Origin of the sequence: Chryseobacterium cucumeris (genome assembly GCF_001593385.1) — a bacterium.
In the GTDB taxonomy this organism is placed as follows: domain Bacteria; phylum Bacteroidota; class Bacteroidia; order Flavobacteriales; family Weeksellaceae; genus Chryseobacterium; species Chryseobacterium cucumeris.
This window is the reverse complement of sequence record NZ_LUVZ01000044.1, coordinates 45,918-61,429: the sequence shown is the minus strand read 5'-3', so window position 1 is coordinate 61,429 and position 15,512 is coordinate 45,918. Positions and strand designations below refer to the sequence as shown.

Here is a 15,512-nt window from a genome sequence, read left to right as displayed (position 1 = left end):
GGCTCATTTTTTTTAGATTTTCAATTAAATCCGCCTATTATATTATGTTAAAAGCAAAAAAAATAATATAAATTTAAATTTTGTTTAACCACGATTTCAAAATCATATTTTTTTATTCTATTTTCAATAATTTAATACTTTTTATCACTAAATTTGTGGTAAAGACCACCGCTGAATGAAAAAAATTTTATCTTTTCTATTTATGTTTTGCATTTTCACCTCTGCTTTTGCCCAGTTGGACCGGGAGCATTGGTTTGCTCCGATGATAGATAGAACAGGCGCTCCCAATCCCTATCAAAAACTGTATTTATCAACCAACAGAACAACTCCTTTTCCTGTAAGCATTTACAATAATAACGTTCTGATTGGAACAGTAAATATCAGTAAGAATAACCCTCAGAAATTTGACGTATTAAGGACTTATATTATTACCAAACTGCAGGCCGATTTATTTACCCCTACAACCAAAGGATTATACCTTAAAGCAGAATTCCCTTTTTATGCCAATTTAAGATTCTCAGTATTCAACCATGGAGAAATTATTACTTCCAAAGGAATTTCTTCCACAGGACTGAAGTTTTACGCAGCTGTCACTCCTATTACAGTGAGCAATTCCATTCTGAATTTCATGACCAGCGTACTGGCAACTGAAGATAATACCAATGTTACTATTTCCGGGTACAGTCCTAACGTTCAGTTTTCAAATGGAACAACTGGGGCAACCAATCCTACAATCACTTTCACTTTAAATAAAGGACAATCCTATATTATTGATGGGATTGGAAACATAGCAACAAACTTTGATGGTTTTATTGGGGCTAAAATTACTGCAACCAAACCCATCAATATCACCAATGGAAATTTTAACGGTCAATATGCAGGAAATCATCCAGCTGGCTCAGATATTTTAATGGATCAGGCAGTACCTGTCAACAGGCTTGGAAATGAATTTGCGCTTGTAAAAGGTAATGGTTCTATTGGCTCCCATATGGAAGGGGCTATTGTAATTGCTACTGAAGATAATACTCAAATTTTTGTAAACAATGAAATTTCACCTATAGCAACCCTCAATGCAGGAAAATATTTTGTCATTCCTGACTCAAAATATATCCTTCAGGGTAACGGACATTATAATTTATATCTCAAAACATCAAAAAATGCTTATGTCTACCAAATTTTAGCAGGAGTTTCAAATGCAGGAAATGAAACGGCTACCGGTGGATTTAATTATATTCCTGCTTTGAACTGTTACCTGCCAAAGCAAATTAATGAACTGGGGCTTATCGATGAAAATTTTGTTCATTCCATCGGTAATCCTGGAGGAGTATTGAATATACCTACAAAACTTAACATCATTACAGAACGTGGTGCTACTATTACAGTGAACGGAGCTAATCCTCCTTCAATAACCGGCCCTTACAATATGACAGGTACAACGAATTGGGTTACCTATGGTATTCCCAATGTAACAGGTACAATTACTATAGTCTCAAATAGAGCAATTATGGCTGGTATTACTGCTGGCAGTGACGCTGTAGGATATGGAGGCTTTTTTGCCGGCTTTCCTACACAGCCTGTTATTTTACAATCCGGAGGCGGCTGTATTCCAGGAATGACTCTTACCATAGATCCTTTTATTTATGACACCTATCAATGGTACAGAAACGGAGTTATTGTTCCGGGAGCTACCACTTCATCAATCTCACCTACATTACCTGGATATTATACATGTTCTGTAACAATGGGAAGCTGTGCACCTTTAGTTACTGAACAATTTAAAGTTCTCAATTGTACAAAACTGACCAATACATCATACAACGTATGTAATGCTAAAACGATAATCCCTGCATTCAGTGGCTCATCACAAACTCCCGTTCCAAGCACAGTAGCTATTACATCAACACCTTCATTGGGTACAGCTGTTATAAACCCTACTACAGGTGCTATTACTTATACTGTAAATACTCCCGGAACATCAGGAACTGATACGTTCTCCTATACATTCTGTGGAGATGATCCAGACTTTCCAGATTGTGAAACAGTAACCGTTACCCTGAATATTCAGCCTCTAACAGTAATGAATGCGACATTATTTGCCTGTGATATCAATGGCCAGGGAACCTTCAACCTGACGACAGCAAATGTTACCAGTAACTCACCTGTTACTATTACTTATTACCCTACCCTTGCGGATGCTCAGAATGAAAATGCCGCAGCACTAATAACTAACACAACGGCCTATACTGCAACTAACGGAACAATAGTATATGCACTTGTTAATGACCATATTGGTTGTAAAAACATTGCACAAATAACATTATCACTTTTTAATAAAGCTATTGTACAGGATAACTACAATGGAGTCTTCTGTGATGATAATCTGGATGGAACAGTTACTGTTGTGCTTTCCAATATCACCCCTATTGTTCTTAATAATCCAAATTATTTTACGAATGTAAGATATTATGCAAATCTGGCAGATGCCAATGCAGGGAATAACAATACGCTCCCTAATAACTGGAGTTATACAGCAACTACAACCATTTACATCAGGGTAGATTCTCCGGATGGATGTGCTTCTGTGATCAAACCTTTACAATTTAGTATCGGAGCAAAAATAATATTGATTACAAAAACCGTTACCGAAAGTACCTGTGATGATGATCTGGACGGAATAAAAAGTGTCAACTTAGCTCAGTTTATTCCTCAGTTTACATTAGATCCGAATGTTACTTTTACTTTTCATACAACTCTAACAGATGCTCAGAACAATGTGAATGCAGTTTTATCTCCTGTAAATATCACTAATTCACAGACCTACTATATCCGTTTTGAAAAAAATGGAGTTTGTCCTGAAGTAGGTACTCTGAAGATTAACATTAAAGTTCCTAAGAAATCAGATATTTTAAAAGACAAGGCAATTTGCCCAAAAACTACTACTACACTTAATGCAGGACCTGGCTTTGAAAAATACTTATGGAGCACCGGAGCGACTACTCCTTCCATTACGAATGTTGCTCCCGGAAGTTATTGGGTAGAACTTACCTTCAATGGCTGTGTTTACAAGCAATATGTAAATGTTACAGAATTGCCGCTTCCTATCATAACCTCTATTGAAATTGATGGAACAACTGTAAAAGTTGGGGCGAGCGGTGGTACACCTCCATATGAATATTCCTTAGATGGTGTGGTATGGCAGAGTTCCAATGTTTTCTACAATGTACCCAGAGGAGCTCACAACATATTTGTAAGAGACTCTAAAATGTGTGAGGATGTTAAAAAACCATTTGCCATTATTAATCTGATCAATACCATTACTCCGAATGGAGATGGGCATAATGAAGTCATCGACTATTCTGCCTTAATGAAGAATGATAATCTTGTATTCCGGATCTTTGACAGATATGGTGCAGAAGTCTTCAGGGGCACTCCTGAAAACAGATACACCTGGGATGGAAGAATCGGAGGCAGATATGTTCCTACAGCAAATTATTGGTATTTTATCACCTGGACGGAATATGGCTCCAACCTTATGGTAAAATACACGAGCTGGCTGCTTGTAAAACATAGGTAACAACAGAAAACCGAAAGAAAAAACATCTGAAAATTCAGCACTTATTTCTTCCGGTTTTTTATGTAAATGTTTCATTTTTTACATGAATGGCAAGTTTCTAACACTCCTTAACAATTTAATCCCAAAGTTTAATATAACTTTAACCACTAATCTTCATCTAACTACACAGAATTGCTTTATTTCTATGTAATTTTGCGCATTATATGAAGAAACTGTTTACTCTACTGCTATTGGTTTTTCTGGCAAAAATTAATGCACAAATATATTCCGGGGAGGTATTTCTGAGAGACAACTCTATTTTATATCTCAATCAGGTGTATGTCACCAATCTGAATACACAGAAAACCGTTCTTACGGACTACAATGGAAACTTTAATATCCCTGCCAATACCGGGGATGTCATCCGGTTTACCTCTATTGTTACCGAAAGAAAAGACATCAAACTGACTCCTCAGTCTATGGAACAAAAAAATCTGGTTGAGCTTAAAATCGCCTATTACGAAATTCAGGAGATTGTTCTCAGCAGGTTCAAGCCTACCGGTAACCTCCGATATGACGTGAACTCTTTAAGAAAAGAAGACAAAGCATATGCCCTTAAAAAAGTAATTGGTCTTCCTGAACCCAAAGGAGACGGAACACCTCCGGAACTTCCTGTTGCAGGACTTAGAGATGGAGGACTTACCTTCAGCCTGGAAAGTATTTATGATATCCTTTCCGGAGAAAGAAAGAAAAAACAGCGTTACCAGGCCTATGAAAGGATGAACAGCTCCGTAGCACAGATCAAAAATTATCTGGGGAAAGATTATTTTATAAAGTTTAAAATACCGGAAAACTTAATTGATAACTTCCTTCAGTTTGTTTATTCCTCCGAAAATATCCAGGCCTACGTATTAGCAGGCAACTTTGAAGCAGTAAAAATTCCTATTGAAAAATATCTTCCTATTTATCAGAAAAGGCTCAGAAGCTCACATCTTCAGGAAGTTGTAGGCGGCAACTAGAGATTTCGGCAAAAAAACAATTCAAAATATTTTATAACTCATGTACATTACATGGGTTATTTTTTTGCGGAATGGCTGAGAACACCAGCTATGCTTTACTACAAAAGTATTCACAATATGAATTATTCAAATTTTGCAACATATTATTCCTCAATATTCAAAAATATGTTTAATTTTATCTCACAAACAAGTGTTTAAAATAAAAACACCAGATATTTCGTTATCAAATAAAAAACTAAGCAACCAAAACGCAAATTAAGAGTGAAGCACCTAATTTCTAACTTAATATTAATTAATGAAAAAAGTACTTTTACTTCTTGGCTGTATGTTCTTTTTTATGGCTTCTGCCCAAAAGAAAGGGAAAGATTATAGTGATATTTTAAAAAGTAAGAATATCTATGAGATCAATGCCTTTTTAAGGGATGCTCATCCTGATGATCCCCGAAGATCTGTTTTGAAACCCAGGGTAATGGAAATGATGAAAGAGTACATCAAAAATGCACACCCTGCTGATCAAAAAGTAAAAGACATGCAGGAAATGCTTGCTATGTTGAGGAGAAGACCTTCTACCAAAATTACTTTTGATGAAATGAATGCCATCATCAAACAAAAACAAATTGCAAAATACAAAGCTGAGCTGGCTGCAAAACAATCTACTACAGTCTATACACCTAGTACTGCTCAAAATACATACGTTGTAAACGCTAATGCTAATGCCGCCATTCCAAATACTGAAGCAGAAGAATTTAATATGTTGATGGCTGTATCTCCTGTAGAACACAAAAACAGAACAGTAAAAATCTTAAATTCCCTATTTGATAATAATCCTAATGCTAAAGAATGTATTGTTTTGATTCGAAATAAATCAGATTGCAACATCATTGTAAGAATGGAAGGTGTAGGAACGACCAAATATAGACTAGCAGTTCCTGCCCAGGGTGAAGGTTCCATTGTGATAGATAAAGGACAATATCTTTTTACCAGCCTGGTTTGCGGGGCTCAATATGCTTCACAAAAAACGATTGAAAGACCAATTATGGTGGCCTTGGGAGGCCAATAATACAAACTAAATACGAATGATATCTATGTCTTTTACTACCAAAAGACATAGAGACTCCATAAATTTTCACTATTTTTGCACTCATTTTATAACTCAATGGGCAAGAATAAATTAGCAAGATTTGCAGAAAACAAAATATTACCGAATGTAATCCAGCCAACAAGAGAAGATGCTTTAAATGGTTTCGATCTTAAAGGAAAATGGAGAGACAATTTTTTTAAAAATGATAATCCTATCGTATTGGAACTGGGCTGTGGAAAAGGAGAATATTCTGTAGGGCTTGCAAAAACATTTCCTGAAAAAAACTTCATCGGAGTTGATATTAAAGGAGCCAGATTTTGGTTTGGCGCTAAAGAAGCTGTGGACAACAACATGACTAATGTAGCGTTTTTGCGAACTCAGATCGAACTTGTAGATTATTTCTTTGCTGAAAATGAAGTAGACGAAATCTGGATTACATTCCCTGATCCACAGATTAAATACAAAAGAACAAAACACAGATTAACCCATCCGGATTTTTTAAACCGATATAAAAAATTCCTGAAGCCAGGAGGCATCATTCACCTGAAAACCGATTCAGAATTCCTGCACGGCTATACGCTAGGATATTTACAAGGAGCAGGCTATGAAATCATTTCTGCCCACCATGATATCTATGGCGCACCAGAATATGATCCTAATACGGAACACCTGAGAGATATCAAAACGTATTACGAAGAGCTATTCTCAGCGAAAGGAAAAACTATTACTTACATCAAATTCCGGATAAGCTGATGAAATAAACAAACTTGGTGAAAAAAAAATTTTTAACGATTTTATTCTTCACATTTCTTATTCCCCACTTTACACAAGCTCAGAAAAGCAGTAAAGACATCTTAAAAAGCACAAATATCAAAGAAATCGAAGAATACCTGAGGAACGCACACCCTGACGATCCTAAAAAGACTGTGCTGAAGCCAAAACTTATTGCTTTAAAAAACACAGAATGGACAAAGGGAGCGCTAACGGCCAAACCTATGGAAGCAAGACCTGTTATTGCAGACATACCTAAAAGTGCAATGAGAAATCCTAATTCGGACGATGCCGAAGAGTTTAAAAAACTTATTACTGAGACATCTGCTGAACACAAGGCAAAAACTGTAAAAGTACTGAATGCAATGTTTAATGAGGACATTAACCGTAATGAAGCGATTCTCTTATTCAAAAATAATTCTGACTGTAATATTGTATTGCGGATAGAAGGAAAAGAATTTTACAATCTTGCTGTTCCTGCTCATGCAGAAAATTTCATTGTACTTAAAAAAGATTCATATACATTGAGCAGCAATATCTGTGATATGAAATATTCCTCTCAGAAAGAGATAAAAAAAAGTATATTTGTAACGGTAGACAATCCAAGACCTGCCAACACTGGACTGAAGTCTGCCCAAAAGGAGCCCATAACGGAAAAGTCAGAGAAAAAACAAAAGTCAAAAAAATAGAATAGGATGAAAAAACTATTAGTTCCTACCGGAATTTTATTGATTCTTGCCAGCTGTAATGTTAATTATGGAGGCTATCCGGGAAGAACCTCCTACCCTTATCCTTCTAACAATTCAGGGAACAGAGCCAATATAGAAAGAGAGTATAACGATCTTATGAAGACTTATAAGCCGGAAACTGCTGATGTACTTAATGACCTTCTCAACAGTGATGATCCTAAAAATCCAAAGACCTCTATTTCCGTGGAAAATAAATCTCCTTGTAATATGGTCCTTACGGTGAGTGGTGGCAATTTCTTCAAGAAGATTCCCATTGGTGCAGGTAAAATAGGATATACCATGGTTCCGAAAAATCAGAACTACACGTTATCCGGGATTGTTTGTAACTCAACATACCAATCCACAAAATTTGTTACAACATCTTATTCTATAAAACTTTCAAACTAAAATATAGCCTGCAGAAGTCTGCAGGTTTTTGTTTTTAATGAAGACTCTCATCTTTTATTATAGTTAATAGCTTTTTACCGTAAGATCAGATTGCTTTTAAAGTTCTCAAAGTAACTCGCTATAGGAAAAAGTACATAAAATACTTTATACCGCCTGAAAACGCTTAATAGAGCGCTCAGCATCAACAAATATCCATAAACCAGTCCTCATATTTCATTGTTCTTTAAATAGTGCTGAGCTAAATCCCTTTATTAGAAGTAAAAATTGGCATCAAATCAAAATAGTATTTTGAAGATCAAACATATAAAAAATATTTCCTTATATTTAGAAATATAATTGCGGTATCCGAAAAGCATATAGAGTAGGAAAAAAATTAAAACTAAAACCATGAAAAATTTAAAAAAAGTCTCAAGAACTGAGCTAAGAACAATCAAAGGAGGATACAGAAGCTGTATGGATGGCTGTAGTATGGAACTGGGCGAAATGTGCTGCAATGGAGTATGCAGAATTGGAGTAATTATACCCAGTACCGACCCTGATCTACCAGAGTTGATGGTATGCCCTAAGAAATAATTTCTCTGGTATAAACAATAAAAAACGCTGGACCGAAATCCAGCGTTTTTCCTATATTAAAGAAAATCTTTAATTATTCTGCATCGAAATCAGCATCTGTATCAGCAGATACCTTTTCTCCTTCTTCTTTAGATTTTTCTTTATCAGCTTTTCTTTGAGACTGACCTTCTTTGATAGATTCAGAAACTACGCTAAGGATCATATCAATAGACTTAGAAGCATCATCGTTTCCTGGGATAACGAAGTCAACTTTTCTAGGGTCAGAGTTTGTATCAACGATACCGAAAACTGGAATACCTAGTTTCTTAGCTTCAGTTACCGCGATGTGTTCTCTTAAGATATCAACTACAAATACAGCAGACGGAAGTCTCACCATGTCAGCGATAGAACCTAAGTTCTTCTCAAGGTTAGCTCTTTGTCTGTCAACTTGTAATCTTTCTTTTTTAGATAAAGTTTCGAATGTACCGTCTTTTTTCATTTTGTCGATAGCATTCATCTTCTTTACAGCCTTTCTGATAGTAACGAAGTTCGTTAACATACCACCTGGCCATCTTTCTGTAATATAAGGCATATTAAGTTCAGAAGCGTGTTTTGCAACCACTTCTTTCGCTTGCTTCTTAGTAGCTACGAAAAGAACTTTTTTACCTGCAGAAGTTAATTTTTCTAAAGCGCTGCACGCTTCATCCAATTTAACTGCTGTTTTATGTAAGTCTACAATGTGAATACCGTTTTTCTCCATAAAAATGTATGGAGCCATATTTGGATTCCACTTTCTAGTCATGTGACCGAAGTGTACGCCAGCCTCTAAAAGGTCTTTTACATTTGCTTTTGCCATGTTTTCTGTTTTTGTTAGTTTACTTTCCGTCTTTTAAACAATCAACAACTTCTTTAGATGGGAGAAGCGTTTGGATGCTAAACGTAACGGGCAATTGGCGGTCTGCTTTTTGCTTTTGGCAATGGGCTTTTCGCCGAGATTAAGTTTAAAAAAAATTTAATACATTCCTGTAGCCAATAGCCATAAGCCATCTGCCAACGAGAAATCTTAACGTTTTGAGAATTGGAATCTCTTTCTTGCTTTTTTCTGACCTGGCTTCTTTCTTTCCACCATTCTTGCGTCTCTTGTAAGTAAACCAGCTGGCTTCAATGCTAATCTGAACTCAGCGTTGATTTCGCATAAAGCTCTAGAAATACCTAATCTGATAGCTTCTGCCTGACCTGTATTACCACCACCGAATACGTTTACGGTAACGTCATACTGACCAACAGTCTCAGAAAGGATAAACGGTTGGTTTAATTTGTAAACCATCACGTCTGTAGAGAAATATTCTTTAGCATCTTTACCGTTTACTGTAATAACACCAGAACCTGGTTTTACATAAACTCTAGCTACAGAAGTTTTTCTTCTTCCGATTTTGTGAACTATAGACATAATTAATTATTTAAATTCGTTAACATTAATTGTTTTTGGCTGTTGAGCTTCATGTTTGTGCTCAGTTCCTTCATATAAATAAAGGTTCTTAAGGATAGCAGCTCCTAATCTGTTTTTAGGCAACATACCTTTTACAGACTTCTCTAATACCTTTAAAGAATCTTTCTTTTGAAGTTCAGCCGCAGTCATAGACTTCTGTCCACCAGGGTATCCTGTATGCCAGATATAAGTCTTATCAGCCCACTTGTTTCCGGAAAGTGTAATTTTCCCAGCATTCAAAACGATTACGTTATCACCACAATCTACGTGAGGTGTGTAGTTCGTTTTGTGCTTACCTCTCAAAATCTTTGCAACCGTAGAAGCTAATCTACCTAACGGCTGTCCTTCAGCGTCTACCACAACCCATTCTTTATTAGCAGTAGCTTTGTTCGCTGAAACAGTTTTGTAACTTAATGTATTCACACGTTTTAGTTAAAGATTAAACATAATTTACCCCTAAAAGGGTGTGCAAAGGTACAAATTATTTTCGTAACCCAAAAACATATTTTATTTAATCTATATAATCTTTACTCTACACCCCTCTATCAATAGATTTTAACACTATTTATAATTTTGGCACAGATCTTGCGAACTCATGAGCCGATGAAAAAAAACACTTCGTAGATTCTAAAAACACCAATGAAACAGTAAAGAGTTTATTCCCTCAACTCTTTCTTTCATTAATTTTACTTTAACGATTCCCGTAAAACATATTAATATAATCAAAATTTCACTAAAATAATTATATTTGTGGCAATCATATTCCATAATCATGAGCCACGGAAAAGTACGAGAAGATAAAACCTGTCTAAACTGCGGACATCAGGTTGAAGAAAGGTTTTGCCCCCACTGCGGACAGGAAAATATTGAAAGACGACAGCCTTTCTATTTTCTTTTCACCCATTTCATTGAAGATTTTACTCATTATGACGGACAGTTCTGGGGAACAGTAAAAAATTTGTTATTTAAACCTGGCAAACTGACAAACACATATCTCGAAGGAAAGAGACAGAAGTTCGTACCTCCTGTAAAGCTTTATATTTTTGTCAGTTTTATTACATTCTTCGTATTTGCCCTTTTTCCTATGGTTAATATAGGTTCCCCTAAAGAAGGAAACACACAAGAGCAGAGTAAGACAAACCTTTTAAAAATCATGAGCCCTGTCGGGAAACAAAACCTGATAGACAGTATCAAAGCAAAAAAACATCTGACTGCAAAGGACTCTCTTACCATTGAAGAGCTAAAAGCTGTTCCTGATTCTTCTGAATTAGAAGACATGATGAACATGGACAAAAAAATAGATCCGGACGTTAGCTTTGGAGAATATAAAACCAGAAAAGCTTACGATTCTGCTAAAGCCAAAAACCCGTCATCTCTCAGTTTTATTGAAGCTCCCATCGTTCACAAATTCTTTGAACTTAAAGAAAAAGGCGTTAAGAAAAAGGAGATTATTGCCGGTATGATAGAAAAGTCTTTCCATAATCTTCCTAAAGCCCTTTTCATTTACCTTCCTCTTTTCGCATTCTTTTTATGGGTTTTCCATAGTAAGAAAAAGTGGTGGTATTTTGATCATGGAATCTTTACGCTGCATTATTTCTCGTTTTTATTACTAACCGTCTTACTTATATTCTTACTCTCTAAATTGACAGGCCTCACAGACTTCTGGCCTATTAATACTATTTTATATTTAACAATATCATTCCTGTTATTATATACTATGGCCTATTTCTTTATTGCCCACAGACGCGTTTATCGTGCCCATGGTTTGGTAAGCATTATTGTCGGAATAATACTGTTCTCCATTAATTTTATCGCATTCATGTTTTTACTCCTAGGCCTTGCCCTGATAAGTTTCATGATGATACACTAATATAAAAGAGGCTTTTCAATGTGAAAGCCTCCTTTTATTTATTTTCTTAAAGACTTAGTCGCCCTAAAGCTCGCTATAACATAATAGGCAACAAATACCATGGAAAACTTCAGAATAGAAGGAATAGCAAGCTCAAGTTTAAAAATCAGAGTTCCTGCAAAAACCAGAATAGCCATTACTACAAAAGACAGTCCCAGTTTCTTTACCAATGTAATATCCGGAGTATCTAAATAATAAGCAATCCCCCACGCTGCACCAAAAGCAATAGCGTAGTAGAACTCTAAACCGATATTCTCTGAACTTAAAAAGAAATAATTAATCAGGAAGCTTACTGCAGTTCCCAATGCGAAATATATCAACGCTTTTTGCATATCTGTAAAATATAGTGCAAAAATAGAGAAATTAATTTGAGAATCTGAAGAAGCCCCTTTGACAATGAAATCGTCATAACTCATTTTAATTCTGTAGTTACCGAACCATTCAACTTTCAAACATTTAAATACAAAATTGGGGAGATATAATTAAATAACACAAATTAATAACCTGAAAATCAAAAACATAAATTCAAACACTATGTTCTTTTTTTATTATTATATTTGGAAACTTAGAAACTTTCTAGAATTTTTATGGAAACCCAAAAATATACTCCAACCAACAAGGTAAGAATCGTAACTGCTGCCTCATTATTTGATGGGCATGATGCTGCGATCAATATTATGCGTCGTGTCATTCAGGGAACAGGATGCGAAGTGATCCATTTAGGACACGATAAATCGGCAGAAGAAGTTGTAAATACAGCGATTCAGGAAGATGCCAATGCTATTGCATTAACTTCATATCAGGGAGGTCACAATGAATATTTCAAATATATCTATGACCTGTTGAGAGAAAAAAATTCACCTCAGATCAAGATCTTTGGCGGCGGCGGCGGTGTAATTCTGCCTGAAGAAATCAAAGATCTGATGTCTTACGGAATCGACAGAATTTATTCTCCGGATGACGGCCGTGAACTTGGTCTTCAGGGAATGATTGATGACCTGGTACACAGATCAGATTTTGCAACGGGAAAAGATGTCACTGCAAAAGATCTTGACGATATCAGTTTTGAAAATCCGTCAAGTATTGCACAAATTATCTCAGCTGTTGAAAACTTCTCAGAAGAAAAGCCTGAGCTTGTAAAAGCAATCGACGAGAAATCTCAAGAGCTTATTATTCCAATTATTGGTATCACCGGTACCGGAGGAGCTGGTAAATCTTCTTTAACAGACGAATTGGTAAGACGCTTCTTACGTTCCAATACAGATAAAAAAATCGCTATTATTTCCATCGACCCTTCGAAAAAGAAAACCGGAGGTGCTTTATTGGGAGACAGAATCCGTATGAACGCGATCAATGATCCAAGAGTTTATATGCGTTCGATGGCAACCAGAGAAAATAACGTTTCCGTTTCTCCATTTATTCACTCTGCACTCAATGTATTGAAACTGGCTCATCCGGACGTCATCATTCTCGAAACTTCAGGGATCGGGCAGTCTGGTTCAGAAGTTTCTGATTTTGCAGATATTTCCATGTATGTAATGACTCCTGAATATGGAGCTTCTACACAGTTGGAAAAAATCGACATGTTAGACTATGCGGATCTGGTAGCATTGAATAAATCTGACAAGCGTGGTGCATTAGATGCACTTCAGGCGGTAAGAAAACAGTTCCAGAGAAACCATCTTCTATGGGAAAGCCCATTAGATGATATGCCGGTGTATGCTACGAAAGCCTCTCAGTTTAATGATCATGGAACTACAGAATTATACAATAGATTAGTTTCAAAAGTAAACGATAAATTCGCTGATTTAAATCTAAAAACTTTTGTAGAACAGGAAGTTACTGAAGAAGTAACGATTATTCCTCCGAAAAGAGTTCGCTACCTTTCTGAAATCGTTGAAAACAACAAACAATATGATGTCAATATTGAAAAGCAGGCTGAGCTGGCCAGAACAATGTATCATATTGAAGGTGTAAAAAATATCATCTCCAATGAAGTTTTGGACGCTGAATACCAAAAAGCAGAGAAAGAGCTTCAACAGGATAATATCGACTTCCTAAAGACATGGGACGATACGAAAAAAGCATTCCACGCAGAGTTTTATTCTTATTTCGTAAGAGGAAAAGAAATTAAAGTTGAAACTTCTACAGAGTCTTTATCTCATTTGAGAATTCCAAAAATTGCATTACCAAAATACAATGACTGGGGTGATCTAATCAAATGGAAAGGCCAGGAAAATCTTCCGGGAAGCTTCCCTTATACCGCAGGTATTTATCCGTTCAAAAGAACCGGTGAAGATCCTACAAGGATGTTTGCAGGAGAAGGAGGTCCTGAAAGAACCAACAGAAGGTTCCATTATGTTTCTGCAGAAATGCCTGCAAAACGTTTATCTACAGCATTTGACTCTGTAACCTTATATGGCCAGGATCCTGCTTTACCACCAGATATTTATGGTAAAATCGGGAACGCGGGAGTTTCTATTGCGACACTGGATGATGCGAAGAAATTATACTCCGGATTTGATCTGGTAAATGCATTAACTTCGGTTTCAATGACAATCAACGGTCCTGCACCGATGCTACTGGCTTTCTTTATGAATGCTGCCATCGATCAGAATGTTGAAAAATACATCAAAGAAAATGGTTTAGAGTCTAAAGTAGAAGCTAAGCTTAAAGAAAAATTTGATGATAAAGGATTAGAAAGACCAAAATACAACGGTGAACTTCCTCCATCCAACAACGGTTTAGGACTACAACTTTTAGGATTAACAGGTGATGAAGTAATCCCTGCTGATGTGTATGCAGAAATTAAAGCTAAAACAATTGCTACAGTTCGTGGTACTGTTCAGGCTGACATCTTAAAAGAAGACCAGGCCCAGAATACGTGTATCTTCTCTACAGAATTTGCATTGAGATTAATGGGTGACGTTCAGGAATATTTCATCAGAGAAAAAGTACGAAACTTCTACTCTGTTTCCATTTCAGGATACCATATTGCTGAAGCAGGAGCGAATCCGGTTTCCCAATTGGCATTCACACTGGCTAACGGATTTACTTATGTGGAATATTACTTAAGCCGTGGAATGGATATCAATGATTTTGCACCGAACTTATCTTTCTTCTTCTCCAATGGTATCGACCCTGAGTATTCAGTAATCGGACGTGTGGCAAGAAGAATCTGGGCAAAAGCCATGAAATTAAAATACGGAGCAGACGAAAGAAGTCAGATGTTGAAGTACCACATTCAGACTTCAGGACGTTCTCTGCACGCTCAGGAAATTGATTTCAACGATATCAGAACGACTCTTCAGGCACTTTATGCAATCTATGATAACTGTAACTCTCTTCACACCAATGCTTATGACGAAGCAATTACAACGCCTACTGAGCAATCGGTAAGAAGAGCAATGGCGATTCAGTTAATCATCAACAAAGAATTAGGATTGGCTAAAAACGAAAATCCACTTCAGGGATCATTCATCATTGAAGAATTAACGGATCTTGTAGAAGAAGCTGTATATACTGAATTTGACAGAATCACAGAAAGAGGTGGCGTTCTTGGAGCTATGGAAACTATGTATCAGCGTTCAAAAATCCAGGAAGAATCAATGCATTACGAATGGCTGAAGCACACCGGTGAATATCCTATTATCGGAGTAAATACTTTCTTAGGAAAAGATGGTTCGCCAACTGTTTTACCAGGAGAAGTTATCCGTTCTACAGAAGAAGAGAAACAGGCACAGATTGAATCTCTTCACAACTTCCAGCAAGCCAATGAAAGTAAGTCTGACGAAGCCTTAAGAAAACTTCAACATGCAGCCATCAACCAGCAAAACTTGTTTGAAGTGATGATGGATGCTGTGAAATACTGTTCTTTAGGACAGATTACCAATGCTTTATTTGAAGTAGGCGGTAAGTACAGAAGAAATATGTAATATACAGATACAATCATTTAATTTATAATACATGAAATCTCCCTATTTTTGGGAGATTTTTATTTTA

13 protein-coding genes are annotated in these 15,512 nt (G+C 36.3%); 9 read left to right on the top strand and 4 right to left on the bottom strand.

Features of this window, described 5'->3' with window-relative positions:
• Window positions 1-175: 175 nt before the first annotated feature.
• The 7 genes from A1704_RS19520 to A1704_RS24665 all read left to right on the top strand — a co-directional run bounded on the left by A1704_RS19520 (window position 176) and on the right by A1704_RS24665 (window position 8,133).
• On the top strand, window positions 176-3,574 hold the full coding sequence (locus tag A1704_RS19520) for a T9SS type B sorting domain-containing protein (protein ID WP_062675711.1): 3,399 nt from the start codon (window positions 176-178) through the stop codon (window positions 3,572-3,574).
• A gap of 203 nt (window positions 3,575-3,777) precedes the next feature.
• The gene (locus A1704_RS19515; RefSeq protein ID WP_062675710.1) at window positions 3,778-4,572 is read left to right on the top strand and encodes a hypothetical protein; all 795 of its coding nucleotides are present in this window, start codon (window positions 3,778-3,780) and stop codon (window positions 4,570-4,572) included.
• Between the two features lie 295 nt (window positions 4,573-4,867).
• On the top strand, window positions 4,868-5,632 hold the full coding sequence (locus A1704_RS19510; RefSeq protein WP_062675709.1) for a DUF6759 domain-containing protein: 765 nt from the start codon (window positions 4,868-4,870) through the stop codon (window positions 5,630-5,632).
• 96 nt (window positions 5,633-5,728) lie between these two features.
• Window positions 5,729-6,406 carry a tRNA (guanosine(46)-N7)-methyltransferase TrmB gene (gene trmB, locus A1704_RS19505; RefSeq protein WP_034692928.1) on the top strand — a complete coding sequence of 226 codons (678 nt, stop codon included), beginning with the start codon at window positions 5,729-5,731 and terminating at the stop codon, window positions 6,404-6,406.
• A gap of 17 nt (window positions 6,407-6,423) precedes the next feature.
• On the top strand, window positions 6,424-7,113 hold the full coding sequence (locus A1704_RS19500; protein ID WP_062675913.1) for a DUF6759 domain-containing protein: 690 nt from the start codon (window positions 6,424-6,426) through the stop codon (window positions 7,111-7,113).
• Window positions 7,114-7,119: 6 nt separating this feature from the next.
• Window positions 7,120-7,560: a DUF6759 domain-containing protein gene (locus A1704_RS19495; protein ID WP_062675708.1), complete on the top strand. Its 441-nt coding sequence runs from the start codon at window positions 7,120-7,122 to the stop codon at window positions 7,558-7,560.
• Window positions 7,561-7,947: 387 nt separating this feature from the next.
• On the top strand, window positions 7,948-8,133 hold the full coding sequence (locus tag A1704_RS24665) for a bacteriocin-like protein (protein ID WP_131797547.1): 186 nt from the start codon (window positions 7,948-7,950) through the stop codon (window positions 8,131-8,133).
• 73 nt (window positions 8,134-8,206) lie between these two features.
• Here A1704_RS24665 and rpsB read toward each other — a convergent pair whose 3' ends face one another.
• The 3 genes from rpsB to rplM form a co-directional block, all read right to left on the bottom strand.
• Window positions 8,207-8,968 (bottom strand): 30S ribosomal protein S2, encoded by a 762-nt coding sequence (rpsB, locus tag A1704_RS19490; protein WP_062675707.1) that lies wholly within the window; start codon window positions 8,966-8,968, stop codon window positions 8,207-8,209.
• Window positions 8,969-9,175: 207 nt separating this feature from the next.
• Entirely contained in the window at window positions 9,176-9,562 is a 387-nt protein-coding gene (gene rpsI / locus A1704_RS19485; protein WP_002976218.1) for a 30S ribosomal protein S9, read from the bottom strand.
• A 6-nt stretch (window positions 9,563-9,568) separates the two neighbouring features.
• The gene (gene rplM / locus A1704_RS19480) at window positions 9,569-10,024 is read right to left on the bottom strand and encodes a 50S ribosomal protein L13 (RefSeq protein ID WP_002976217.1); all 456 of its coding nucleotides are present in this window, start codon (window positions 10,022-10,024) and stop codon (window positions 9,569-9,571) included.
• A gap of 349 nt (window positions 10,025-10,373) precedes the next feature.
• Here rplM and A1704_RS19475 point away from each other — a divergent pair, with 349 nt between their 5' ends.
• Window positions 10,374-11,471, top strand: coding sequence for a DUF3667 domain-containing protein (locus A1704_RS19475; RefSeq protein ID WP_062675706.1), 1,098 nt, complete (start codon window positions 10,374-10,376; stop codon window positions 11,469-11,471).
• Between the two features lie 38 nt (window positions 11,472-11,509).
• Here the strand turns inward: A1704_RS19475 and A1704_RS19470 are convergent, their stop codons facing one another.
• Window positions 11,510-11,962, bottom strand: coding sequence for a hypothetical protein (locus A1704_RS19470; RefSeq protein WP_311228365.1), 453 nt, complete (start codon window positions 11,960-11,962; stop codon window positions 11,510-11,512).
• Between the two features lie 135 nt (window positions 11,963-12,097).
• Between A1704_RS19470 and A1704_RS19465 the strand changes: the two genes are divergently transcribed.
• Window positions 12,098-15,445, top strand: a complete 3,348-nt coding sequence (locus A1704_RS19465; RefSeq protein WP_062675705.1) for a methylmalonyl-CoA mutase family protein — start codon at window positions 12,098-12,100, stop codon at window positions 15,443-15,445.
• Window positions 15,446-15,512 lie beyond the last annotated feature (67 nt).